This is a genomic window from Prochlorococcus marinus str. GP2, assembly GCF_000759885.1.
Classification (GTDB): Bacteria; Cyanobacteriota; Cyanobacteriia; order PCC-6307; family Cyanobiaceae; genus Prochlorococcus_A; species Prochlorococcus_A marinus_J.
Map to the genome: position 1 here is coordinate 63,405 of NZ_JNAH01000007.1, position 22,857 is coordinate 86,261.

General features: G+C 31.9%; 29 protein-coding genes and 1 tRNA gene. 17 read left to right on the top strand and 13 right to left on the bottom strand.

Annotated elements, in window-relative coordinates:
* Positions 1 to 91 precede the first annotated feature (91 nt).
* Positions 92 to 1,150 carry a chlorophyll a/b binding light-harvesting protein gene (locus EU91_RS02725; protein ID WP_011818785.1) on the top strand — a complete coding sequence of 353 codons (1,059 nt, stop codon included), beginning with the start codon at positions 92 to 94 and terminating at the stop codon, positions 1,148 to 1,150.
* 76 nt (positions 1,151 to 1,226) lie between these two features.
* Positions 1,227 to 1,880 carry a DUF3386 domain-containing protein gene (locus EU91_RS02720; protein ID WP_032524755.1) on the top strand — a complete coding sequence of 218 codons (654 nt, stop codon included), beginning with the start codon at positions 1,227 to 1,229 and terminating at the stop codon, positions 1,878 to 1,880.
* Between the two features lie 6 nt (positions 1,881 to 1,886).
* On the opposite strand, the gene EU91_RS02715 is transcribed toward EU91_RS02720, so the two are convergent.
* Both EU91_RS02715 and EU91_RS02710 read right to left on the bottom strand, forming a co-directional pair.
* Entirely contained in the window at positions 1,887 to 2,132 is a 246-nt protein-coding gene (locus tag EU91_RS02715) for a hypothetical protein (RefSeq protein ID WP_002807817.1), read from the bottom strand.
* Between the two features lie 96 nt (positions 2,133 to 2,228).
* Positions 2,229 to 2,867 (bottom strand): methyltransferase domain-containing protein, encoded by a 639-nt coding sequence (locus EU91_RS02710; protein ID WP_032524756.1) that lies wholly within the window; start codon positions 2,865 to 2,867, stop codon positions 2,229 to 2,231.
* Positions 2,868 to 3,018: 151 nt separating this feature from the next.
* Between EU91_RS02710 and EU91_RS09430 the strand changes: the two genes are divergently transcribed.
* The 5 genes from EU91_RS09430 (at position 3,019) to EU91_RS02690 (ending at position 6,398) form a co-directional block, all read left to right on the top strand.
* The gene (locus tag EU91_RS09430) at positions 3,019 to 3,189 is read left to right on the top strand and encodes a hypothetical protein (RefSeq protein ID WP_193741624.1); all 171 of its coding nucleotides are present in this window, start codon (positions 3,019 to 3,021) and stop codon (positions 3,187 to 3,189) included.
* A 2-nt stretch (positions 3,190 to 3,191) separates the two neighbouring features.
* Positions 3,192 to 3,524, top strand: a complete 333-nt coding sequence (locus EU91_RS02705; protein WP_032524757.1) for a phenylpyruvate tautomerase MIF-related protein — start codon at positions 3,192 to 3,194, stop codon at positions 3,522 to 3,524.
* A 26-nt stretch (positions 3,525 to 3,550) separates the two neighbouring features.
* Entirely contained in the window at positions 3,551 to 3,937 is a 387-nt protein-coding gene (locus EU91_RS02700; protein ID WP_032524758.1) for a DUF1824 family protein, read from the top strand.
* Between the two features lie 151 nt (positions 3,938 to 4,088).
* Positions 4,089 to 4,958, top strand: a complete 870-nt coding sequence (gene glyQ / locus EU91_RS02695; RefSeq protein WP_032524759.1) for a glycine--tRNA ligase subunit alpha — start codon at positions 4,089 to 4,091, stop codon at positions 4,956 to 4,958.
* 153 nt (positions 4,959 to 5,111) lie between these two features.
* Positions 5,112 to 6,398 carry a carbohydrate porin gene (locus EU91_RS02690; protein WP_032524760.1) on the top strand — a complete coding sequence of 429 codons (1,287 nt, stop codon included), beginning with the start codon at positions 5,112 to 5,114 and terminating at the stop codon, positions 6,396 to 6,398.
* A 79-nt stretch (positions 6,399 to 6,477) separates the two neighbouring features.
* Here the strand turns inward: EU91_RS02690 and EU91_RS02685 are convergent, their stop codons facing one another.
* Entirely contained in the window at positions 6,478 to 6,717 is a 240-nt protein-coding gene (locus tag EU91_RS02685) for a hypothetical protein (protein ID WP_032524761.1), read from the bottom strand.
* Positions 6,718 to 6,795: 78 nt separating this feature from the next.
* Positions 6,796 to 7,461 carry a Fe2+-dependent dioxygenase gene (locus EU91_RS02680; protein WP_032524762.1) on the bottom strand — a complete coding sequence of 222 codons (666 nt, stop codon included), beginning with the start codon at positions 7,459 to 7,461 and terminating at the stop codon, positions 6,796 to 6,798.
* A 100-nt stretch (positions 7,462 to 7,561) separates the two neighbouring features.
* Between EU91_RS02680 and EU91_RS02675 the strand changes: the two genes are divergently transcribed.
* Positions 7,562 to 8,584: an extracellular solute-binding protein gene (locus EU91_RS02675; protein WP_032524763.1), complete on the top strand. Its 1,023-nt coding sequence runs from the start codon at positions 7,562 to 7,564 to the stop codon at positions 8,582 to 8,584.
* A gap of 62 nt (positions 8,585 to 8,646) precedes the next feature.
* A tRNA-Ser gene (locus tag EU91_RS02670) sits at positions 8,647 to 8,731 on the top strand.
* Positions 8,732 to 8,740: 9 nt separating this feature from the next.
* On the opposite strand, the gene EU91_RS0108745 is transcribed toward EU91_RS02670, so the two are convergent.
* Positions 8,741 to 9,580 (bottom strand): FkbM family methyltransferase, encoded by an 840-nt coding sequence (locus tag EU91_RS0108745; RefSeq protein WP_152556175.1) that lies wholly within the window; start codon positions 9,578 to 9,580, stop codon positions 8,741 to 8,743.
* Between the two features lie 384 nt (positions 9,581 to 9,964).
* Between EU91_RS0108745 and EU91_RS02665 the strand changes: the two genes are divergently transcribed.
* Positions 9,965 to 10,690 (top strand): hypothetical protein, encoded by a 726-nt coding sequence (locus EU91_RS02665; protein ID WP_152556176.1) that lies wholly within the window; start codon positions 9,965 to 9,967, stop codon positions 10,688 to 10,690.
* Positions 10,691 to 11,456: 766 nt separating this feature from the next.
* On the opposite strand, the gene EU91_RS02655 is transcribed toward EU91_RS02665, so the two are convergent.
* The gene (locus tag EU91_RS02655; protein ID WP_032524766.1) at positions 11,457 to 11,708 is read right to left on the bottom strand and encodes a 2Fe-2S iron-sulfur cluster-binding protein; all 252 of its coding nucleotides are present in this window, start codon (positions 11,706 to 11,708) and stop codon (positions 11,457 to 11,459) included.
* Positions 11,705 to 13,234 (bottom strand): cobyric acid synthase, encoded by a 1,530-nt coding sequence (locus EU91_RS02650; protein ID WP_032524767.1) that lies wholly within the window; start codon positions 13,232 to 13,234, stop codon positions 11,705 to 11,707. Before EU91_RS02650 ends, EU91_RS02655 begins: the two co-directional genes overlap by 4 nt.
* A 66-nt stretch (positions 13,235 to 13,300) precedes the next feature.
* On the opposite strand from EU91_RS02650, the gene EU91_RS02645 reads away from it, so the two are divergent.
* On the top strand, positions 13,301 to 13,912 hold the full coding sequence (locus EU91_RS02645; RefSeq protein ID WP_032524768.1) for a nucleoside triphosphate pyrophosphatase: 612 nt from the start codon (positions 13,301 to 13,303) through the stop codon (positions 13,910 to 13,912).
* Positions 13,913 to 13,971: 59 nt separating this feature from the next.
* Here EU91_RS02645 and psbC read toward each other — a convergent pair whose 3' ends face one another.
* Together psbC and psbD are read right to left on the bottom strand one after the other, a co-directional pair.
* Complete coding sequence (psbC, locus tag EU91_RS02640) at positions 13,972 to 15,354, bottom strand: photosystem II reaction center protein CP43 (RefSeq protein WP_032524769.1); 1,383 nt, start codon at positions 15,352 to 15,354, stop codon at positions 13,972 to 13,974.
* Positions 15,338 to 16,414, bottom strand: a complete 1,077-nt coding sequence (psbD, locus tag EU91_RS02635; RefSeq protein WP_002807316.1) for a photosystem II D2 protein (photosystem q(a) protein) — start codon at positions 16,412 to 16,414, stop codon at positions 15,338 to 15,340. Before psbD ends, psbC begins: the two co-directional genes overlap by 17 nt.
* Positions 16,415 to 16,592: 178 nt before the next feature.
* On the opposite strand from psbD, the gene EU91_RS02630 reads away from it, so the two are divergent.
* Entirely contained in the window at positions 16,593 to 17,150 is a 558-nt protein-coding gene (locus tag EU91_RS02630) for a photosystem I assembly protein Ycf4 (RefSeq protein WP_032524770.1), read from the top strand.
* Positions 17,151 to 17,197: 47 nt separating this feature from the next.
* Entirely contained in the window at positions 17,198 to 17,803 is a 606-nt protein-coding gene (locus tag EU91_RS02625; RefSeq protein WP_032524771.1) for a peptidylprolyl isomerase, read from the top strand.
* Here EU91_RS02625 and ilvN read toward each other — a convergent pair.
* Both ilvN and EU91_RS02615 read right to left on the bottom strand, forming a co-directional pair.
* Positions 17,800 to 18,324: an acetolactate synthase small subunit gene (gene ilvN, locus EU91_RS02620; protein ID WP_012008031.1), complete on the bottom strand. Its 525-nt coding sequence runs from the start codon at positions 18,322 to 18,324 to the stop codon at positions 17,800 to 17,802. The genes EU91_RS02625 and ilvN overlap by 4 nt on opposite strands.
* A gap of 3 nt (positions 18,325 to 18,327) precedes the next feature.
* Positions 18,328 to 19,269: an alpha/beta fold hydrolase gene (locus tag EU91_RS02615; RefSeq protein WP_032524772.1), complete on the bottom strand. Its 942-nt coding sequence runs from the start codon at positions 19,267 to 19,269 to the stop codon at positions 18,328 to 18,330.
* Positions 19,270 to 19,362: 93 nt separating this feature from the next.
* Between EU91_RS02615 and petM the strand changes: the two genes are divergently transcribed.
* From petM to infA, 4 genes are all read left to right on the top strand, one after another.
* Positions 19,363 to 19,461 (top strand): cytochrome b6-f complex subunit PetM, encoded by a 99-nt coding sequence (petM, locus tag EU91_RS0108750; protein ID WP_011132786.1) that lies wholly within the window; start codon positions 19,363 to 19,365, stop codon positions 19,459 to 19,461.
* Positions 19,462 to 19,518: 57 nt separating this feature from the next.
* Complete coding sequence (locus EU91_RS02610) at positions 19,519 to 20,481, top strand: NAD(P)H-binding protein (protein ID WP_032524773.1); 963 nt, start codon at positions 19,519 to 19,521, stop codon at positions 20,479 to 20,481.
* Positions 20,482 to 20,537: 56 nt separating this feature from the next.
* On the top strand, positions 20,538 to 20,750 hold the full coding sequence (locus EU91_RS02605; protein WP_002807551.1) for a hypothetical protein: 213 nt from the start codon (positions 20,538 to 20,540) through the stop codon (positions 20,748 to 20,750).
* A 91-nt stretch (positions 20,751 to 20,841) separates the two neighbouring features.
* Positions 20,842 to 21,108, top strand: a complete 267-nt coding sequence (gene infA, locus EU91_RS02600) for a translation initiation factor IF-1 (RefSeq protein WP_025906690.1) — start codon at positions 20,842 to 20,844, stop codon at positions 21,106 to 21,108.
* Between the two features lie 9 nt (positions 21,109 to 21,117).
* On the opposite strand, the gene trxB is transcribed toward infA, so the two are convergent.
* Positions 21,118 to 22,494 carry a thioredoxin-disulfide reductase gene (trxB, locus tag EU91_RS02595; protein WP_032524774.1) on the bottom strand — a complete coding sequence of 459 codons (1,377 nt, stop codon included), beginning with the start codon at positions 22,492 to 22,494 and terminating at the stop codon, positions 21,118 to 21,120.
* Between the two features lie 79 nt (positions 22,495 to 22,573).
* The gene (locus tag EU91_RS0108755; protein WP_032524775.1) at positions 22,574 to 22,798 is read right to left on the bottom strand and encodes a hypothetical protein; all 225 of its coding nucleotides are present in this window, start codon (positions 22,796 to 22,798) and stop codon (positions 22,574 to 22,576) included.
* Positions 22,799 to 22,857 lie beyond the last annotated feature (59 nt).

Consider the following 22,857-nt stretch of genomic DNA (forward strand, 5'->3'; position numbering starts at 1 on the left):
GTTTTTTTTACATAAGTAATTAAATCTGTAAAGAACATGTAAAAACAATACTGATAAGCAATATGCTCAATTTGCTGTTTACTTAAATCAAGTGTTACAAACTTACGGAAAATCTGATGTCACCTATGACTGGTATGCAGGGAATTCTGGTGTTGTTGGCCGTTCAGGTAAATTCATAGCTGCTCATGCTGCTCATGCAGGTCTAATGATGTTCTGGGCAGGAGCTTTTGGATTATTTGAATTGGCTCGTTATGACGCCAGTATTCCAATGGGTGCACAGAAAGCAATTGTTTTGCCTCACCTAGCAGGTATTGGAATTGGTGGTATTGAAAATGGTGTTATTACAGAACCATATGGAATTGTTGTAATTTGTACATTACATCTAATTTTCTCAGCAGTATTAGGTGCTGGAGGATTATTACATTCCAACAAATTTGCAGGTGATCTTGGAGACTACCCAGAAAATAGTAAGCCACAAAAATTTGATTTTGAATGGGATGACCCAGATAAATTAACTTTTATTCTTGGCCATCATTTAATCTTTCTTGGGCTTGGAGCAATTATGTTCGTTGAATGGGCTCGTATTCATGGAATTTATGACCCAGCAATAGGATCTACAAGACAAGTTATTTACAATTTAGATATTGCCGCTATTTGGAATCATCAATTTGATTTTTTAAAAATAGATAGTCTAGAAGATGTTATGGGAGGACATGCCTTTCTAGCTTTCCTCGAAATAATTGGGGGGGTTTTCCATATTTGTACTAAGCAATTTGGAGAATATACAGAATTTAAAGGCAAAGGATTACTTGGAGCTGAGGCAATTCTGTCATACTCAGTTGTAGGTGTTTCTTATATGGCTTTTGTTGCTGCTTTTTGGTGTGCTTCAAATACAACCATATATCCAGTTGATCTATATGGAGAACCCTTAAAGCTTCAATTTGAATTTGCTCCTTATTTTACTGATACAGTAGATTTAGGCTCAGGAGCATACAGCTCAAGAGCTTGGCTTGCAAATACACATTTCTACTTGGGTTTCTTTTTCTTACAAGGTCATCTTTGGCACGCACTAAGAGCAATGGGATTTGACTTTAAGAAAATTGGTCAAGCTTTTGACAACATTGAAAATACAAAAATTACCCAAAACTAGTTTAATCTAATAAAAAACCTCTCCTTTAACAGGGAGGTTTTTTTTTGTAGAATTATTTCAAATATTCACAAAATTAATGGATAATTTAAAAGAAATTAATTGTAAGGAGATTTTCAGAAAGGCTTATGAAAATCGGTACACCTGGAAAAATGATTTTCATGGTTACCGAGGAAGATGTATTTTTTTGACTGATAATAATATTCATAAAGGTAACTTTGTATTGGGTAAGGACTTTAAACCAAATATCCAAAAAATAGAAGATGAGAAAGTTGTTAAAAGTATTGCTTCTCAGTTATTTGAAGTGTGTATACATAGGGTAAAAAGAGACTTCGAATTAGTGCACTCAGAAAATAACTTTAATTTACTGAAAAATTCTGAAAATGGGATTGAAATGAGTGTTTCAGGTAAGAATCACGGCGATAAATATAGAGTTAAAAATAACTGTATTAATATGGTCTACAGAAAAATTCATGGAATTATAATTGAAATTTTTGTTGAAGAATTTTTAGATACTGGAACCGGTTCCCTTAGCAAAAAATACAGTAGTCAACAAATTAATCCAGATACATTTGAGGTAAATTCTCAAAAATTGGAATATGAGGATGAATTTCTAAATATTGGTAAAGACGATTATTGGATATTAAATTCGAGGACAATAAAATATATAAACCAAAATCAAGAAGAAGAAACACAAAAGTTTGTTTTCGAGGATCTATGCTTATTAAATTAGGGTTTTTTATTCAACCAATCTAAAACCTTTATCAAGTAGTTTTTGATAAAGGAGTCTTGCTCTAAAAGCAAGAATTTGCTCCTCATTTTCATTACTAATTACATGAAAATAATTATTATCTAATTTGTTTTTGCTAAAGCATACATTTGCTTCCCCTAATCTTAAAGTCCAGTTCTCTTCTTTGGCTAAATGTTGATTAGGCCCAAGATCCCAAGGACATTTTTCAGGATATTTTTCTCTTTTAGAACCCATATAGATAATTTTAACTACCCAATATTAGTAAAAATTTAAAAGTATGGCTATGGAGACTTTTTTCTAAATTTGTTAGCAAATGTGTAAAGGAATAATTTACTCTTTAGTCGCAATTAAGCAATAAAAAGGATCTTTTTTAAAAAAATTTAAGATATTAAGAGGTGGTTGATTAAACTTTTTAATTATTTTAGGTTCACTAAATCCGTTCGTGATTAAAACTTTTCTCACATATTTGACTCTCTCTTCCTCAGTAGAAGAAATCCATATATTAGGAGCTTTATGCCAAAACGCTCTATTAGAAAAAGCGATTAAAAACTTTCCTTGATTACTTAAAATCCTTGCTATTTCTCTAGTTAACTTTTCTGGATATTGTAAATATTGCCATGCTGCAACCATTAAACAATAATCAACACTTTTACTTGCAAGAGGAATTACTTGATTTGAATTGAAATTTTGTATCCAATAAGTATTAAAAATTTTGTTTTTTTCAAGTTCTTGTTTGTTCAATCCATGCCCAATTACCTTTTTATATTTTTTCTCTTCAGGTAAATAACTATCCCAACTAGACATTAAATCAAGAACAGTTGAATTATTTGCAATTTCATTTTTATATATATTTGATAAATATTGCCTAAAATTTTCATCTAAATGATAAACAAATTTTGGATCAGAATAAAATTCCTCATCGTTACTCTCATCAAGTTTTTTTCTTTGATAATTATTTAAAACTTCCAAAAGAATTCCTAATCAATACACTTTAAATTTAGTAAATGTATAATCATATTGTGTTTTAAATATTTATTTCGTTTTGCATTAATAAAAATTTTTAAAAAACCTAGACATATATTCAAAAAAAGTTAAATTATTAATTAATAATTTAATTAAAATGATTGGATTCAAAAAGGGTAAAAAAAATAGGTCTAAAAATTCCCTTTTCAATCCCTATAAAAACGGAATAAGTCCTTACGACATGGCATACCTTTCATCAAAAAAAGTTATAAAAACAAAATCTAATAATATTAAAAGTGATACTCAAAAAGATTATTTGGCTGCATAAATATGCCTTACATTAATTTATCCACTTCAATAAAAGTAGATGATAAGGAAAAATTACTTAAAGAAATTTCAATATTAGTTTCATCTTTAACAAATAAATCAGAAAAATTTGTTATGGCAAAATTAGAGGATGAAACCAAGATGTTTTTCGGAGATGAAAGCCCATGTTGCTTTTTAGAGATAAAGTCGATAGGTTCGATAAACCCTTCAGAAATGGCTAACCCAATATCTAATTTTGTATATGAGAAAATGGGAATTCCAATAGATAAGATTTATATTTCATTCGAGGATCTTCCAGCTTCAATGTGGGCTTGGAATGGAAGACCCTTTGGTTGAGAATTATTTTTTAGGTTATTAATTTAATGGAAATAAATAAGTTAGTCGATTTCAACATTTTTAGAACGGCTCCTGAATTAACTAAGAGTCAAGTAAAAACACTATTAGCAGAACTTGAAGTTAAGGTTTATAAAGCTGATTGGATCACAATTGGAATAATGGCACCTAGTGATACCAGGGCTAAAGAAGCATTGAAATCAATTTCTAGAAAATATTCTTCAATTAAATTTGGGAATTTAGATTCTATCTATGCTGATGGGAGTGTTTTTTTAAAAGGTAATCAAAAAACTGGTAATGTTTTTATTAGATCTGAAAATGGTCTTGGAGAAGGTATTTTAATAACATGTCAGTATGATGCAGACTCAGAAGAATCTAATACTTTTGGACCATTGCCGTTAGACTTTTTTACATAAAAATTTCAAATTTATGTCTTTATATTTGATTTAATTTATTTCAGCTTTTTACTAAGTAACACTTTGCAGAAATTAGATTTGAATTGTTTTTTAAAGCTTTGTTATTATATTTATCGGCATTGATCTAAATTTTCCCACTTTGTAAAATTTGATGTTTTTTCAGGATATAATTAAAAATCTAAATAATTTTTGGTCCAAAGAAGGTTGTTTGATTATGCAGCCTTACGATACAGAAAAAGGTGCTGGTACAATGAACCCTCATACTTTTTTGAGGGCCATTGGCCCTGAACCATGGTCGGTTGCATATGTTGAGCCTTGTAGAAGACCCACAGATGGAAGATTTGGGGATAATCCGAATCGTGCGCAACATTATTTTCAATATCAAGTAATAATTAAGCCTTCCCCGGATGAGATTCAAGAAAAATATTTAAAATCTCTGGAGTCTCTTGGAATAGATCCTAAAAATCATGACATAAGATTTGTTGAAGATAATTGGGAGTCACCAACTCTCGGAGCTTGGGGCGTAGGCTGGGAAGTCTGGTTGGATGGAATGGAAGTTACCCAATTTACTTATTTCCAACAATGCGGAGGATTAGATTGTAATCCAATTCCCATCGAGATCACTTATGGATTAGAGCGTATTGGAATGTTCTTACAGGACAAAGAAAGTATTTGGGACTTAAATTGGAACGACTCTTTGAAATATAGTGATATTTGGCTTCAATTTGAGAAAAGTCAATGTTCATATAATTTTAATGAATCTAGTCCTGATAATCTCAGGAAATTATTTGTAATTTACCAAGATGAATCACTTAATTTAATCGAAAAGAAATTAACTTACCCTGCACTTGATTATGTTCTGAAATGTAGTCATATATTTAATTTGCTTGATGCGAGAGGAGTTATTTCAGTTACAGATCGTGCTCAATTTATTGAGAAGATTCGAAACTTAGCGAGAGATGTCGCATCATCTTGGATCGAGGGAAGAGAATTCTTGGGATATCCATTAACAAAAAAATAAATTTAATTTTAAGAAATTTACCCCCACTTTATAAGCGACATTTTTGAGTATCAAAAGTTACACCTTATTGAAACTTTTATCCCAATTCCAATTGGATACATCCGATACAGTATAAATATCCCATTTAATGGGTTTTTTTCAGTGTGAGGTAAAATGAAACTCTTCCAACAAATGTTGGTGGCAGGAACGGCTTTGAGCTTGATAGCTCCAATTGCTGCTCAAGCTTCCGACTTTGTCAATATTGAAGAAATGAGCAGCTACATTCGTAGCAAAAAAAAATCTTCAAGACTTGACAGTAAATCATTCACTAACAAAGTTAGTGCAAATATTGAAAACCCTAAAGGAGGTTTTGATAGCCTTCAGGTTAAACCAAATCAATTTGAGGCCGGCGGCTTTTCAGATACTACTACCCTAGACGGGAAAGCAGTTATGTGGATAGGAGCTGTTGATGGAGCTGATGAAATAGGTGAAAGTGAAGCTTTATCGACAGGTTATACATACACAATGAACTTGAATACAAGTTTCACAGGTGATGATAATCTTTATATTCGACTTAAATCTGGTGCCAATGCTGATGTATGGGATGAAAGGTCTACTTACCATATAGAAACCAAAGATAACAATGATCAATTTAGGCTCGATAAAATGTGGTATACATTTCCTGTGGGCGACAAAATTACTGCTTTCGTTGGTCCAAGGATTGAAAACTATTACATGTACATCACTCCTTCTATATACAAACCAGGTGCACTAAAATCATTTAAGCTTGGTGGAAATAGCAACTTTGGAGCAAGTACTGACGTAGGTTTTGGATTTAAGTATGAGACCGATGGAGGATTTGGTTTTGCTTCCAATTTGGTTGATAAGGGTGCTGATGATCCTACTCAGGGTATGTTAACTCAAGAAACCGTGAGAAAATGGGATACACAAATTGCCTATACTGCTGATAGATGGCATATTTCAGCATTTGTATCAGATGAACAAAACTGGTCTTCGCATTCATACAACGCTACTACACTAGCTAGGCAAGTAGCTACAGACTCAATCGGATATTCTCTAAGAGGATATTGGATGCCAGAGGAATCAGGAACTGCCGTACCCGAAATCACTGTTGGTTATGATGTTAAATCTTATGATGATGTAGTTGCTCCAAACACCGTGACAGAAGCAAGTAGTTACATGGTGGGGTTGACTTGGAAAGATATGATCCAACCTGATGACAGAATTGGTTTAGCATTCACACAGCCGCTCAAAGCCACTGAATTTAGGGCTGGAGCTGCACAAAATGAAGTTGATCCTTTCATTTGGGAACTTTATTATGCTTTTAAACCAAATGATTCAATGGAAATAAGACCTGCTATCTTTGGTGGTACTGACGTAATGACGGATGAAGAAGATGACATCTTTGGTATTCTCACTACAGCAACTTTCAAATTCTAATTATCAGTTTTACTTACAAACTTATTTCTTTAAAACACCCTTATGGGGTGTTTTTTTTTGACTTTTTAAACTTAATAATTTACCAACAATTCTCTCCTTCACCGATAGGAATACAAATACTTGATTCTTTTGCTTCATCCGCCAATTCTTGCGCTCTAGCATCTAATTTGTAGTCAGCATCTAATGGCATATCAGTATTCCATTCTTTTAAACCCCCTAAATCATTCTCTGCAGCTTTTAGGTTTGTATTTTCTAAAGATGATATAGCTAGAGCGCTAGTTGCTGCTAAAAATATAGCGATTGAGCTTTTATTTTGCATTGAAAATATAAGAAATAATAAATTAATTCTAAGTATTAAAAGAAATTTTTTCTATCTAATGTATAAAATGATTCTAATCTAGCTTCCTAGTAATCTTAGAAAGTTTGAATAAGATTTAAAAATAAGATCTAATTCATCAGATCTCCCATTTTTCGCTAAGATCCCTCTCGCACCTGCATCAAGATCAAATAAATATTCTCTCTCTTCAATACTTTTGACATAACTTTCAATCCAACCAATAAATACAAGTCTTTCTCCCTGAGTAACTTCTTGTATAGAGTGAAGATATGTACTTGGGTATATTAATATTTGGCCAGCATTTAGTTTAAATGTATTTTTGGAATTAATATTTTCAATTATTAGTTCGCCCCCTTCATATGAATCTACATTACTTAGAAAGAGTGTAAATGATAAATCCGCTCTACCAGTAGACATAAAAGTGTTGTCTATATGTCGACCATATTTCATTCCCTTTTTTGATTTAGTAAAAATTGTTCCATGTATTTTCTTACTAAGTGAAAAACTTTTTATAAGTTGATCTTTATTTAACTTTTCAATTATGAATTTAGTAAATTTTTTTGAAACTTCAGATTCTCTACTAAGTTGGATATTATTCTTGACTTTAGATGCATGAGATCCTGCAGTTTTTCTTCCATCTTCCCAATCTTGATTATATTTATCTAATTCTTTTTTTATCAAATTTATTTCTTCAGTGGTCAAAAACTGATGAGTCAAATAGTTCATATTTTATATAAAATGATACAAGTTAATGTATAGAAGATAGCTTTAAAGATTCTTACTGTGTTGGTAGGTATAAAGTAACCATAGATACTAATTTAAAAAAGTGCAAAAACTTAAAAAATTTATTTATTCTGCTTTAGCTTGTACTTTTCTAGTGAATGTTTATTTACCTGCTAATTCAACAGAAAAAGAAGTTAGAGTTTATTCAGGCAGACATTACAATACAGATAGAAATGTTTATAAAAAATTTGCAGAGGAAACTGGCATTAAAGTTCGATTAATTGAGGCAGCTGGGATCTCATTATTAGAGAGATTAAAAAGAGAAGGTAGAAACTCCCAAGCTGACTTAATTTTGCTAGTTGATGCAGCAAGAATAACTAACGCCGCAAAAGCTGGTTTATTACAGAGCATTAATTCAACTAGTCTGGAAGATGATGTCCCTAATGGACTAAAAGATCCAAGAAAGCAATGGTACGCTTTAACAAGAAGAGTAAGAGTTATGGTGGCCAATCCAAAAGTTGTGGATGTGAGTAAAATAAAAGATTATACCGATTTGGCGGACCCTTCTTTAAAAGGAAAAGTATGTTTAAGGAATAGAAAAAGTCCTTATAATCAATCTTTAGTATCTAATCAAATAATTAATAAAGGTACAGAGTCTACAAAAAATTGGCTTAATGGGATGATTTCAAATGTTTCACAACCTTTTTTCCCAGGTGATATTTCAATTGTTAGAGCAGTTTCTAAAAGAAAATGTGGTATTGGAATTGTTAATCACTACTATGTAGCACGAATGTTAGCAGGCGTTAATGGCAGAAGAGATGCTTTATATGCAAAAAAAACAACAGTACTTACTCCTAACCCCGCGCATGTAAATATTAGTGCTGGAGGAATTGCAAAATATGCAGCAAATAAAGATAACGCAATTAAGTTACTTGAATTCTTAGCCTCTCCGGTAGGAAGTACAGGTTTAGCTGCTCCAACTTTTGAACATCCTTTGAGGGAAGTTAATCAGAATGAAATAGTAAAAAACTTTGGAGATTTTATGCCTGATAATGTGTCTATGGAAGAACTTGGAGAAAAGAATTCACTTGCAATTAAAATGATGAAAGACGCAGGTTGGGAATAAACCTAATCATTAGATAAAGTTAGGATTGTAAATATTAATTTTTTATATAGTTGTTGAATTTTGGAGAGGTGGCTGAGTGGTCGAAAGCGAACGACTCGAAATCGTTTAATAGGAAACTATTCGTGGGTTCGAATCCCACCCTCTCCGTATTAATAATTAATTCCTTATGTACCAGGAATCAAATTGAGTTTGCTGAGGGAAAAATCTTTTATAGTTGTTTTCCTTAAATAAATTATCTAGATTTTTTTGTGCAGATGTGAAATTATGTTCCACAGTTACAATTTTAGGACCATATTTTTCAAAGTTAAATTTTGACAGAATTAATAGCTCACTGCCCTCTGTGTCAACAGACATATAGTCTATTTTTTCACCGTTAAAGTGTTTAATGAAAACATCATTTAGTGAAATTGTCGGAACTTTTACTGTAAAGCCTTCTTCATTTCTTGCTTTTGTATTGCCTGGCATTGATTCAATGTCTGACTCTTTAAATTCGTTGATAGTTGAAAAAACCCCTTTGTTTGAAACAAAAAAGTCTATCATTTCTCCACTTTCTGAGTATATACATTCATTTATTATTTTTGTTCTTGGACGATTTTCTTTTAAGCTTTTTTTCCATTGAGGACTAGGTTCTGCAAGGACACCTTCCCATTCAAAGTTTTTTTCAAGTAAATAGCTATTTGAAAGCTCTTTGCCATTTGTTGCTCCAAATTCTAAAAATCTGCCCTTTCTCTTATTCCCTAATTTAAAAAGTACAAAGAGATCTTGAAATAATTGTGAATGGGATATTTCCCTATTTTTAAATATGAAACTATAAAAATCTAATAACTCTTGATTATACTTATTTAATGATTTAGTTAAATCATAGAATTTGGGAATGAATATTTGATTTTTTAATGCATTTTGCAAATTAATAATATATTTCAGAGTATTTTCATCAATGAAAGATGATTTCCCATCATTAAAGTTTATTTTGAATTTTTTAGCTTTTTTATCCATTTCAACTCTATTAATAAATAACAATAATGATATACCAACCTTATAGGTGAAAAGTTTTTTATGAAGTATGTTGTGGGATTATCAAATATGAGTTGATTTTCTTTCATTAATGTTCCCATAATTGATTATTTGTTCTGAGTTCTACTTCTAAACTCTCCGTATTTATATAAAGGCAAATTTAGTAAAATATAGTTTAGTCCAGCTTCTAAAATAATTGGTATGGAAAAGGAAAATCAGTAAATTGCCTAAGTCAGGCAAACATAAAACAAATCACAACTAATATTAAGAGTCTCAGAAGTAATATTATAGTATTAGAGAAATTTTTGAATACTAATATTTTGATTGGTTTTCTATTTTTCTTGCGATATTATTTTAAAATCTGAAATGAAAAATAAAGGGGAAGTCCTTACTCAAAATAGAATTGGATTTGAGAACATAAATGTTGCATTGGGTGTTCTTTATAGAGAGTGGTATGAACTTATAGCGCAACAACTTTCTAATGAACAGGGCATGAACCTTGAATTAGGTTGCGGAGCAAGCTTTATAGACGAAATAATTAAAAATATTAAAAAATCAGATATTTTTTTAAACTCAAATACTGATTTAAAAATAGATGCAATGGAGGTAGGAATAAGATTTGAGAATGAAATATCGAACTTAATTTTAATTAATGTTTTTCATCACATAAGTAATCCTGAATTATTTTTAAGGTCAGCAGAAAAATCTCTTGTTTCAGGCGGAAGAATAATTATGGTTGAACCTAGCAATAATATTTGGAGTAGATTGATCTATAAATTAGTTGGACACGAAAAGTTTGATACAGAACAAAAAACTTGGAAGTTTGAATCAAATGATCCTTTATTAGATTCAAATCAAGCACTTTCATGGATAATTTTTAAAAGAGACTTTAAAAAATTTAAAAAATTATTTCCTAAATTTTCTCTTCTCAAAAAGAAAAGTATGATGCCTTTTTCTTATTTATTAAGTGGAGGACATACTTATAATTCGAAAGTTGGTAAAGTGTTTATCAAAATAATTAGAAAAATAGAACAAATTCTTTTTGACAAGAAATTTGGAATTTTTGACCTTATATGCATAGAAAAGCACTGAATTTGAAATCGATAATCTTTAAGACCCTTTTTTTGTATTTAGTTATTTATTTTGTTGCACTTATATTTAGATATAGTTACGATTTTGATTCTTTATTAAATAATTTTCAATATAAATATTTAATATTTTTGAATGTGATCTCTATATCTTTAGGTTTACCTTTATCAATTATTTTTGACATTATATTAATTAAGTTTTTTGGTTTAGATTATGTTTTCTTTTTTTCTCCTGTATTAACATTTTTAGGAGTAGTTCAAGTTTTGATTTTAAGAAAAATTAAGTTTAAGATTTCTAGGAGCATATTATTTTTTAAAAATCCTAAAAAAAATAGCCTTTATAAATTTTTTAAAAAAGTTACCTTTAAACCGCTTTATATCTTAATCATAAGAACTTTCCCGGTTTTACCTTTCTTCTTAGGTAGTTATTTTATTGCCTCTTCTAAAAGTAAAAAAAGGATCATATTAATAAATTCATTTTTGGGTTCATTTTTTTATTATCTTTTTTTGTTTTTTATAATTTGGAGTGCTAACTAATGATTTATTCATGAAAATCTTTTGATTTTTGTTATTAATAATTAACCATGTGGAACTTTTTTTATTAATTGATATGTTCAACATTAATAAAAAATTGGTCATTATAAAATCTAATTTGAGAATGAATGAATAGGGACCGCATTAAACTTATCCATAGCTAATAGAAATAGCTCTGCTAAAGAGATATTCAACCTAGTTATAATTAATATTATGACTTTGTAAGTATAGGAAAATTAGTTTTCCCAAAAGGGATCTGTGGTTAAAGACACGCTTAAAATAGATTTGTTTTTACTTTTAATATCATTTATACAAGCCCTTATCGTCTCGCCATTAACATCTATTTCACAGGCACCACAACTTCCTGTTAAACAGCCAGAAGGAATTTCTAAACCTGCTTTTTTTGCAGTAGAGAACCAATCATCTCCCTCAGAAGCGTATGTCTCGTTATTATTTGGCCATCTGATCTTAATTTTTATTTTTTTCAACTTTGTAAGGATGAGATATTTAAATGTTTATCAAATTCATTCGCAAGTTTATTAATAATCAATTCCCTTTTCATTTTATAAGATATAGATTTTTCATTTAATATTGGTAGTTTTCTATGCCTTTTAATTAAATTTATGTATTGGTCTCTCCATTTGTCATTTTCAAAAATCCCGTGGATATATGTGCCAGCAACAGTACCGCCATCATTATTTTCTTTGTACCAACCTAGATCTAAGTCCTTGAAAATAGGATTAATCTTTGATGAATTTTGCTTTTTATCAAATTCAGTTTGACCATTATGAATTTCAAATCCATTAATTTTTGATCGGCATGGCCAAATTGATTCGGATTTTATTTGACGCGTTAATTTTTTTTCAAAAAAAGTCGTTTTTAATGGCAGTAACCCAATGCCTTTAATTTTTTGTTCAGAATAACTTTTGGGACCCTCCTTGCAATAAGGATCTTCTAGTGTTGTTCCTAACATTTGTAACCCTCCACATATACCAATAATATTTCCTTTGTTATTTGAATATTCCCTTATGTCCTTAGATAAGCCAGAATTTTCAAGAAATATTTGATCTTTAATAGTTTGTTTACTACCAGGCAGAATAATGAAGTCATACTTACTCAAGTTTTGTGATTCCCTAATCCATTCAATTAAAATTGTTTCTTCATTCTCCAATGGATCGAAATCTGAGAAGTTACTTATAGATGGTAATTTTATAATTCCTACTTTGATATCAGGATTTTTGAAAAGTGATTTTTTTTCTAGTAAATCTAGAGAATCCTCTGGAGGAAATGAATCATTCAGCCATGGAATAATTCCAATAACAGGGATTTTAGTTTTATTCTCTATCCATTTTTTCCCGTCTTCAAATAATGAGAGGTCTCCTCTGAATCTATTTATAATAATTCCTTTAATAAGTTTTTTTTCTTCTGGCTTCATTAATTCAAGAGTTCCGATTATTTGTGCAAATACTCCTCCCCTTTCAATATCAGTAACTAAAATACAATTTGCCTTTAAATACGTTGCAATTCTTAAATTAGTAAGATCTCTATGAATTAAATTCATTTCCACTGGACTGCCAGCTCCTTCGATAATCAAACGACAATTTGGGCTTTTTTTATAAATAGAATATAGACTTTTTTTAATAACTTCCCAACCTGGGATAAACCAATCTTGGTAGTAATTTATGGCGGTTGTTATTCCCACACTTTTTCCAAGGTGAATCACCTCGCTTATTGAATTGCCTTGAGGTTTTAATAAAATGGGATTCATCTCTGCAGAGGGATTAATACCACAGGCAAAAGCTTGAAGTGCTTGTGAATATGCCATCTCCCCACCTTCCCAGTCAACCCATGCGTTGTTACTCATGTTTTGACCTTTAAAAGGTATTGGTTCTTCTCCTGAATTTTTAAGAATCCTGCAAATAGCAGTAACTGTTAACGATTTTCCCGCTCCACTTGAAGTGCCTAGGACCATTATTGGTTTCTTTATTTCATGTAATTGTTCGTCTAATTCCATTAGTAATTTATATTAATTTTACAAATTATTAATTAGTAAATTGAATTATAATTTGATTAAAAATTTGTGTTAATTCTAGCCTCTGCTTCCCAATCTAGAAAGAAATTACTTGAAAATTGTCAAATTGAATTTATACAAATTTCAAGTGACTTTGATGAAACTACTATTAAAGAAAAGAATATATTTAATTTAGCTTTGGAATTATCTTTTCAAAAGGCTAATAGATTATCTGAAAATATTCAAAACATATCATTGCCCGAAGAATTTAATTATGGTCCTTTGGAAATACTTGGGTGTGATTCAATTTTTGAATTTAAAGGAGAAGCTTATGGAAAACCATCAAATAAAGAGGAGGCATTTATTAGATGGAAAAAAATGTCTGGAGAATCTGGATTTTTACATACTGGTCATACTTTAATAATTGGTAGTTTTAATTCAACTTCCAAAATTTTTAAAATTACTGAAATAAGAAAAAAAACAGTAAGTTCAAGAGTTTATTTTTCTTATTTGGAAGATTGGGAAATCAAGAGTTATATAGATACAAATGAACCTTTATATTGCGCAGGAGGATTTGCCTTGGAAGGGATAGGCGGCAGATATATAGAAAAAATTGAGGGTTGTTTCAGTAATGTAATGGGTTTAAGCCTGCCATGGCTCAGAGAAAATTTATATAGATAATAAAATTGAGCAAAAAAAAACCCTATCTATAGATAGGGTTTTTAAAATTGAGATAGAAATTAATCTAAATCTGGCATTTCTAGAGCCGGTTCACTCTTTCTGTCGATTCCTTTTTCAAAACCAGCAGCGGCTGCTCTAGCACGTCCAGCATGCCAAAGGTGACCAATGAAAGTAAACCATCCTAGGAAGAATTGAGCTGCAGCTAACCACTGTCTTAAGTTAACGAAGTTAACAGCATTTGGCTCTGTAATGATTCCACCAACGGAATTGATGGAAGCGTTAGGAGCATGAGTCATATATTCAGCAGCTCTTCTTACCTGCCAAGGCTGAATATCATTCTGGATTTTCTCAAGGCTCAATCCGTTAGGTCCTCTTAAGGGCTCTAACCATGGGCCTCTGAAATCCCAAAATCTCATTGTTTCACCACCAAATATAATTTCACCAGTTGGAGATCTCATGAGATACTTACCTAGACCTGTTGGTCCCATGGTTGAACCTACGTTAGCTCCAATTCTTTGGTCTCTCACTAGGAAAGTAAAGCTTTGAGCTTGCGAAGCTTCAGCATTTGTTGGGCCATAAAACTCTGATGGGTAAGCAGTGTTGTTAAACCAGATGAATGTTGAAGCAATAAAACTTGCTACACAAATTCCACCGAGAGCGTAACTTAATAGTCCTTCACCATTCCAGATGAATGCTCTTCTTGCCCATCCAAATGGTTTAGTAAAGATATGGAATATTCCTCCAATAATTGCAGTAATACCCACATAAACATGACCACCCACAATATCTTCTATGGAGTTAACACCGATTATTGAACCAGCGCCTCCCCATGGAGATCTGAATAGATAACCAAGAATAACTCTTGGATCTAACGTTGGGTTTACAAGTCTGACTTCCCCACCACCAGGTGCCCATGTGTCATATGCACCGCCAATAAAACACCAGTTTATTGACCATGCTAGTGCACCCACACCTAAAACAATCAAATGATATCCAAGGATATTTGTCATTTGATTTTTATCTCTCCAATCAGTAGAGAAAAATGGAAAATCTTCTTCAAGTTTTTCTGGACCTGCTAATGAATGGTAAATACCACCAAAACCAAGTACAGCGGAAGCTATCAAGTGAACCACGCCTGCTTGGAAGAAAGGCATAATATCAGTAACTTCACCACCTGGGCCTATTCCATAGCCAAACATTGCAACGTGTGGCATACAGATTAAACCTTGCTCCCACATAGGCTTATCAAAAGTAAAATGATTAACCTCAAAGAGCATCATTGCTCCCGCCCAAAAGACTATTAGTCCAGAGTGAGCAATGTGAGCTCCTAATAAACGTCCAGATAAATTGATTAATCTAGCGTTGCCTACATACCAGGCATAACCAGTTTCCTCAATACTTTGGTTTGGAGCTCTTAATAAATTATTAAAGGGCGTTTCCACGTGGAAGAACCTCCTCAGGGAATACAAAGTTTTCGTGTGGTTGATCCACAGAAGACATCCATGCTCGCATACCTTCGTTCAAAAGTATATTTTTTGTATAGAAAGTTTCAAATTCTGGATCTTCTGCTGCACGGATTTCTTGACTTACGAAATCATAAGCTCTTAAGTTTAGTGCTAATCCGACAATACCAATTGAAGATGTCCACATGCCCATAACAGGTACGAACAACATCAAGAAATGTAAGAAACGCTTGTTTGAGAAAGCAATACCGAAGATTTGACTCCAGAATCTATTTGCTGTAATCATTGAATAAGTTTCTTCTTCTTGAGTTGGGTCAAAAGCTCTAAATGTTGAACTTTGAACCTTACCATCAGTGTAAATACTTGTATCTTCATACAAAGTATTTTGTACTGTAGCTCCATGGATAGCGCAAAGTAGAGCACCACCAAGAATCCCAGCAACTCCCATCATGTGGAATGGATTTAAAGTGATATTATGAAAACCTTGAATGAACAGTATGTAACGGAAGATTGCTGCAACACCGAATGAAGGTGCGAAGAACCAACTATGCTGTCCTAAAGGATAAATAAGGAAAATACTTGTGAATACTGCAATTACTGCTGAGAAAGCTAATGCATTGTATGGTCTAATTCCAACAAGGCCAGCAATTTCAAACTGACGAAGCATAAAACCAATTAGGCCAAATACTCCATGTAATGCAACGAAGTTCCAAAGACCACCAAGTTGTAGCCATCTTACGAAACTACCTTGGGCTTCAGGACCCCATAAAAATAGAAGACTGTGTCCCATGGCATCGCCAGGGGTGCTTACAGCTGCTGTTAAAAAGTTGCAACCTTCAAGGTATGAGCTTGCAACTCCGTGTGTGTACCATGAGGTAACAAATGTTGTTCCGACGAACCAACCGCCTATAGCAAGATATGCACAAGGAAGTAGAAGTAATCCGGACCAACCAATAAATACAAAGCGGTCGCGCTTCAACCAATCATCAAGGACATCAAACCATCCTCTTTGTGGGGCGCTTCCAACTGCGATCGTCATGAGAAATCGTTTTTAGCTTCGGGATACGCAGTGACTGTAACAAAGATTGAGAGTAATGTGGGGAAATATTCGTATATCTGAAATGCCTTGTAAAGCTTTCCTGACTTTTTTATTAAAAATTAGGTAAGAATACCCCCTTAATTTGTTAAGTTATCTTAATTAGGCTCTAAAAATAAAAATGAATTCAGACCTTAAGTCATTCGATAAAATCGAGCAAAAAATTGGTGGATCAAGAAAAATTTCAAATTACATTATTGGTGGAATGCTGACGATAGGAGGAATTGGTTTTGTATTGGCCTCTATATCTAGCTATACAGGAAGGGATCTATTACCTTTAGGAAATCCTTCAAGTTTATTATTTATACCTCAAGGAATAATAATGGGAGCATACGGAGTAATAGCCAATTTATTGAATTTTTACTTATGGTATTTGGTTTACATAAACTTTGGTTCGGGAAGTAATTCTTTTGATAAATCATCAAAATCTGTTGAAATAAAAAGAAAAGGTTTTTTTAAAGATATTGAAGTTAAATTGAATTTCGATGAAATAAAATCAGTAAAGTTGGATATAAGTGAGGGATTCAATCCTAGGAGGAGAATTGCATTAGTTCTCAAAGGTAGAAAAAAACCTCTCCCTCTAAGCGGAGCAGGTGAACTTAAACCACTACTTCAAGTTGAAGAAGAAGGAGCTCGGCTGGCTAAATTTTTGAATGTTAATTTGGAGGGTCTAAAATAAAAAAAAATTATTTATTAAAAGCATTTGCTTATATACAAGTTTTAATTTTGTTGCCAGCATGTAGTAATAAAAATGAGATTATTTCAAATTACCACTGCCAAAAACTTCAATTAACTTGCATCAAAAAAAATAAAATAGCTCTTTTTAAGACTTCAAAAGGTAATTTTGAGGTCAAATTATTTGGAAAGGATAACCCATTAACAGTATCAAATTTTGTAGAAAACATAGAAAAAAATATTTATGAAAACCAAAAATTTTATAAAATAATAAATTATCCTCAACTAAAATTTGTTCATAGTGGTGTTAATCCTAAAAATACATTTTATATTGAAGGAAATAAGAAACTAAATAAGAAAAATCCTTCAATCCCCTTAGAAATAAAATTCCAAAAAGAAATTAAACCCAGATATAGCTATCAAATAAAAAATCCTTCCGAAACTGAGAATTTAGTTAATTCTTTTGAGAGAGGTTCTATCGCAATGGTAAAAAGCGGTAAAAATAACTCTTCTTCTACTGAATTTTTTTTTGTAACTAATAAGCTTCCAGAACTAGATGGAAGATATTCAATTTTTGGAAAAGTTATTAAAGGAATAGATATACTTGAAAAAATTAAGAAAGAAGACTTTATTAAAGAAGTCAAGATAACTAATTAAATTTCTAGAGAATATTTGTTGATTTTTAACATTTCTGTATTAACACCTGAAGAACGTTTTAGAGCTACTTTACCAGTTCTTGCAATTTCAAGTATTCCATAAGGTTCGAGTAATTTCTCTAAAGCAACTAATTTTCCGGGGTCTCCAACAACTTCAAGGGTCAATGCTATATCTGAAACGTCAACAACTTTTGCTCGAAATATTTGAACTATATCTAGGATATTACTTCTAGTATCTTCTTTCGATGAAACTTTTAGTAACATCAATTCTCTTTCCACAGCAGCTAGATTAGTGAAATCAACAACTCCAAGAACATTAAATAACTTGTTAAGTTGCTTAGTCATTTGTTGAAGAGTTTCGTCGTCACCTTCTACAACCATAGTTAATCTCGAAATCCCTTTGGACTCTGCAGGCCCTACTGCAAGACTATCTATGTTGAATCCCCTTCTAGCAAAAAGACCTGAGATTCTACTCAAAGCTCCAGATTCGTCTTCTACAAGAACCGAAAGTGTATGTTTCATATTTTAAAAGGTTTTTAAATCTCTAATCCATTCATAAGAAATCTTATTGAAGACTGAAGGATCTTCATCATGGATACAATGTCCTGAATTGGATACTATTTTTAATTTTACCCATCTATGGAAATTTGCAATCTTTTTACCAAGAAACAAAGGTATGAAATTATCTTTATCCCCCCAAATCAATAGAAAAGGGACCTTTTTTGAGGTGCTAAGTTTTCTTAAAAGGTATGAAGATTTTAATTTTTCATCTCTTGTGGACATTCCAATACACATTGCCCTCAATGATCTAGCTGAAGTTCTCCTTAAAACTGGTTTTTTCACCAAATCTATTAGTTCGCCATCAATATTGTCTTTTTTGAAATAGGCAGAATTTAATCCCAGTTTTATAACCCCTAATTTAGTTATTAAAAATAAAATAATCTCCAAAGGGAAAAACAAAAAAAATATTGTTATTAATCCATCTTGAAATTTCTTTAGTGGTGATTTTTTTATTTTTGACTTTTTATTTTCTTGAATTTGATCTGGCAAAGGCGATGCAATAACAGTTGCAATCTGATCCTCTAATGAAACAGCACATGTTAAAGCAACTAGTGATCCAAGGGAATTGCCAATAAGAATTACTTTCCCAGAATTCTTTGGTCTTATTACCTGTGCAATAAAGTCTTTCACTTGATCACACCAAATCTCATTATTTAATTTTCCAATTTGTCTAATCCCAGGTTGATCTGAATCCCCAAATCCTATTAAATCCAATGAATAAGAGGCAAAATTCTTTTTCGCAAAATACTCTAAATTGTTTCTCCAATGTTTTCGACTTGCTCCAAATCCATGGAGAAAGATAATTGGAATCTCATTCTCTTCGCCTGTAACACTCCAACAAATTTTAAAACCATTCCAATTCCAGTAGTTAGGAATGTTTATATTTTTTTTAAAATTATTATTCATATATTCAAAAATTTTCAAGATATTTGAATTATCTACATTTTTAACAAATAAATGTATTTTGAATGTAAATTATAGTAATGATTCAATTTTACTATGGCTAAAGAAATTTTTAGTATTGCAGCAGTTTTTTGGATACTGATACCAATAGGATTAGTTGGTGGCGCTTTGTTATTAAAGTTTCAGGGAGACTGATTCTCACGGATACATCACAATTTGAGTTATGGTCTTAAAGTTAAGTAAATCTTAAGTATGAAGATTCTTTTAGTAGGAGCAACAGGTACACTTGGTAGACAAATAGCGAAGCAAGCTATAGAAGAGGGACATGAAGTAAGATGCTTTGTAAGAAATCCAAGAAAAGCTTCCTTTCTACAAGAATGGGGTTGTGAACTAACAAAAGGTAATTTATTAAATTCTTCTGATATCGAATATGCATTGCAAGATATTGAAGTAGTTATTGATGCAGCGACTAGTAGGCCAGATGATCCTAAAAGTATTTATGAAATTGATTGGGATGGAAAACTTAATTTATTCAATGCTTGCGAATCTTTAAACGTAAAAAGGGTAATATTCCTTTCTATCCTCTTAACAGAAAAGTTTAGAAATGTTCCTTTAATGGACATTAAATTTTGCACTGAAAAACTTCTTGAAAAATCTGATTTAGACTATACAATTTTCAAATGTGCTGCTTTTATGCAAGGAGTTATTGGTCAATTCGCAATCCCAATCTTGGATAGCCAGGCAGTTTGGATGAGTGGGACTCCAACTAAAATTGCTTATATGAATACTCAAGATATGGCGAAAGTTGTTGTAGCAGCAGTAAATAATCCAAAAACTCACAAAACATCATTACCATTAGTAGGTCCCAAAGCATGGGATTCAAATGAAGTTATATCTTTATGTGAAAAATTTAGTGAAAAAAAAGCGAAAATTTTTAGAGTTTCCCCCTTCCTTATAAGTGTCACTCAAAAAGTAGTTTCCTTTTTCCAAGATTCTCTTAATGTTGCTGAGAGATTGGCTTTCGCTGAAGTAACTAGTAGTGGTGAATCATTAGATGCTGACATGAGCAAAACTTACGAAATATTGGAACTTAAAAAAGAGGATATGACCTCACTAGAGAGTTATATAAAGGAGTACTATCAACAAATACTTAAAAGATTAAGGGAAATGGAAGCAGATCTTAATATTGAGGAAAAAAAGAGATTACCTTTTTAATGTTGCAATTTTAGAATCAGATAGTATATTTGTACTATATTAAAATTTATTTACCTATGTCTGTTTCTAAGTCTAAAAACCTTGAACGAAAACTAGATAATTTTGCAAAAGAAGCAAAAAATGAATTGAATAATGTTTGCGGATCTTCATTATGGGAAAGCCTTGGGTTTGTTTTTTTTGATCAATTAGAAGATTCTGAAAAAATTGCGAAAGCAAATTTTTACTATGGACAACTTCAAATAATTAATGAAATTAAATTTTCAATTTGAATTGAATTGCATATTTTTACGTATGTAATTTTTTTTAATCAATTTTGGCCAATCTTTTTCTGATAATATGTACTTAGTAAAAGATTAATTAATGATTGAAACTTCAGGTGTAATAGAAAAAGAGCAGGGGAATGGATTTTATTTGGTTACCTTAGAACAACCTGAAGGACATCAATGTTTATGTCGAGCTGCAGGTAAATTGACTAAATTTAGAATTAAATTATTAGCTGGAGACAAAGTGTTAGTTGAGATAAGTCCTTATGATCTTTCTAGAGGAAGGATAACTTATAGAGAGAGGAATGCAGGCGGTGCTAGACCTACTACTAATAAAAATAATCCCAAGAGAAATAATAAATAAAAAGTTAATTTAGATAATATTTTTTATCGCTTCTTTAAACTCACTTCTTTGTTTAACACCTTGCCATTGTTTTTTTAATAATTTTTCTTTAAAAAGTTGAACTGTTGGTGTGCCATTAATACCAGCTTGTTTTGCAATATCTTGATCTTTTTCAATATCTATTTCAACGCCAAGAACTGCACCATCAAGTTCTTTAATTACCCTTTTTAGCTGAGGTTTCAAAACATGACATGGACCGCAACTTGGAGAACTAAAAATTACTAAGATAGGTTTTTTACTCTCGTGATAAAGTTTCCTTAATGCATAACTGCCTTTTTGCCATTCAGAATTTGAATTGAAAGTATCTTCATTAACTTCTTCTTCATTAAAATCTGATGAATTAAGCTTTTTTTCTGGTTCTGGTGTTTCTCTGACTATAGTTTTTGCTAAGTTTTTCTCGGCTAGCCATCTTTCAGTAGCTAATGCTGCCATGCATCCAGTTCCTGCAGCGGTAACTCCTTGTCTCCACTCAGAATCAACAACATCACCTGCAGCATAGATGCCTTCAATAGATGTTTCTGGCCTTCCTGATTTGCAAGCAATATAGCCTTTATTATCTAAATCAATTTTGTTGCCCAAGAATTTCGTATTAGGTGTGTGCCCTATCGCGTAAAAAAGACCTTTTATATTGATTTCCCCTTTACCTTCTTGAGAGTTAATAGTTTCTATTCTCTCAAGCCATTCAGTACCATCCGCTTTATCAACTTTTGTGTTCCAATGAATTTCTATCTTCGGATTAGCTTTTACTCTATCAACCATTGCTGCGCTAGCCCTTAATTTTTCTGATCGAACAATCAAATGCACCTTGCTTCCATACTTTGTGAGATATGCTGCTTCTTCACATGCAGAGTCGCCCCCTCCAATAACAGCTAATTCTTCATCTCTAAATTGTGGGGTGGCTCCATCACATATTGCACAAGCACTTATTCCTTTACTCCAGAATTTATCTTCATTAATTACGCCTAATCTATTTGCACTTGCTCCAGTTGCAATAATAATTGAGTTAGATTTTATAGTTCCTTCTAAAGTTTTTAATTCAAAGGGATGTGAATCGGTATTAATTGAGACTACATCACTTTCGTATAAATTAGTGCCCCATCTTTCTGCTTGAGCCTTCATTAGATCCATCAATTCAGGACCCAGTACACCATCTGGGAACCCTGGATAATTTTCAACAAATGTTGTAGTCATTAATTGCCCACCAGGAATTCCACCAGAATTAAATCCTGTTACAAGTAATGGTTGAAGATTTGCTCGTGCGGCATATATAGCAGCGGTGTATCCTGCAGGTCCCGAACCTATAATTACAACATTTTCTACGTTTGAAATCTTCTCTTTATTTTCCATTTATTTGCTAATTTCTTTATTAATGATAATAAACTAACCCAAATAATGTAGGGCGGATTTCACTCGATAGATTTATTACTCAATCGTTGACTTTTTGGTCTAATAACTTTTTTAATTCCTTTGGGAAATTTAAAACAGAATCTTTTAAATTTTCCTTCTTTTCTCCAATATGTAATATCCACTCTCTAAATTCTTCTGCGATTGCATAACTATCTTCATACCTTTCTAAAGTGTCCATTGCAGAAATTCTATTGGTTGCCCAACAGGTGGCTATGTCGATCCTTTTTCTTATGAAATTGTCCATCGAAAGATTTAAGTTGTATATAGATAAACACATTAGAGAACCAATGTATTGTCTAATAA